The following is a 1,470-nucleotide window of genomic DNA, read 5'->3' as shown; positions in this document are numbered from 1 at the left end:
GCACCGGCCGTGACACGGCCGGCAGCGTCACTCCGAACACGGTGCCATGGCCGACCCGGCTGCGCAGCGACAGCGGCGCATCAAGCAGGCCGGCAATGCGGTCGGCGATCGCCAGTCCCAGTCCCAGCCCCTGTCCGGCGGCATCCTCGCCACGGCGGAATTCCTCGAAGATCGCCGCGCGTTCGGAATCGGCAATGCCCGGCCCGGTGTCATGCACCTCCACCCGCAGCGTCTGCCCGTGGCGACGTACGCCCAGCAGCACGCCCCCACGGGCGGTATACCGCACCGCGTTGGCCAGGAAGTTCTGCAGCACCCGCCGCAGCAGCTGCGGATCGCTGTGCACCCAGGCGCCGGTGGAGACGTAACCGAAGCGCAGCCCGCGCGCGTTGGCCAGCGCGCGGAATTCCGAGGCCAGCGGATCGAGCACTTCGGCCAGCGGCAGCGCGCGCGGCTGGGGTACCAGCCCCCCGGCCTCCAGGCGCGACATGTCGAACAGGCCGGTCAACAGATCGGTGGTGGAATCCAGCGCGCCGCGGATCTGCACCACCGCCTGCTTCTGCTGCGGCGCTTCCACCTGTTGCGCCAGCGTGTCGGTAAACAGGTGCGCAGCATGCAGCGGCTGCAGAAGATCGTGGCCGACCGCGGCCAGGAAGCGGCTTTTGGCATCGTTGGCGCGCTCGGCCTCGCGCTTGGCCGATTCCAGCAGCGCGGTGCGCTCACCAACGCGCTGCTCCAGCGTCTCGTTGCTGCGTTTGAGTTCGCGCTCGTTGCGGCGGAATGCGGTGACATCGGTGAAGGTGGCCACGAAGCCGCCCCCCGGCATCGGGTTGCCGCGGATCTCGACGATGCTGCCATCGGGAAATACCCGCTCGGTCAGGTGTGCGGTGCCGGCACGCATGAAGGCCAGACGCCGCTCGGCGGCTTTTTCGCCCTGCCCGCGCGCCGGCATCCGCTCCAGTGCCCACGCGGTGAGATCGCCGATCGGCCGCCCGACCTGCAGCAGCTCCTCCGGAAAGCTGAACATGCGCGCATAGCGCCGGTTCCATGCCACCAGCCGCTGCTCGCGGTCGATCACGCTGATGCCCTGGCTCATGTTCTGCAGCGCCGCCTGCAACACCTGCTGGTTGAAACGCAGATCCAGTGACGCTTCGCTGACGATCGCCGCCACCGTGGCCAGCTGTCCGCTTTCCTTGCGCGCTGCATCCAGCAGCAGCCGCGCCGACGCCGCACCCAGCACCGCCGACAGCTCGCGCTCGATCTGCGCCTCGATCGACGCCGGTACCGCGCCGTTGCGCGGCGCCTCGGCCAGCAGCAGTTCCACCCGCTCGTGCGGCAGGAACCGGCGACCGGCATCACGCAGAGTATCGGCATCCAGATTGCGGCTGGCGCGATGCGGGGTGTCGCGCCGCCACACCATCGCCAGCAGCGTCACCGCCGTCCCCACAAAGAAACTGGCCCCCACCGCGCGGC

At 69.9% G+C, this 1,470-nt stretch carries 1 protein-coding gene; it reads right to left on the bottom strand.

What is annotated here, in order from left to right:
• A partial coding sequence (locus JCM9942_RS15770; protein ID WP_157722988.1) for a PAS domain-containing sensor histidine kinase occupies positions 1-1,470 on the bottom strand: 1,470 nt, incomplete at both ends.

It is taken from the genome of Stenotrophomonas pictorum JCM 9942 (assembly GCF_001310775.1).
GTDB lineage: Bacteria > Pseudomonadota > Gammaproteobacteria > Xanthomonadales > Xanthomonadaceae > Stenotrophomonas > Stenotrophomonas pictorum.
This window is presented reverse-complemented; position numbering and strand designations above follow the sequence as displayed.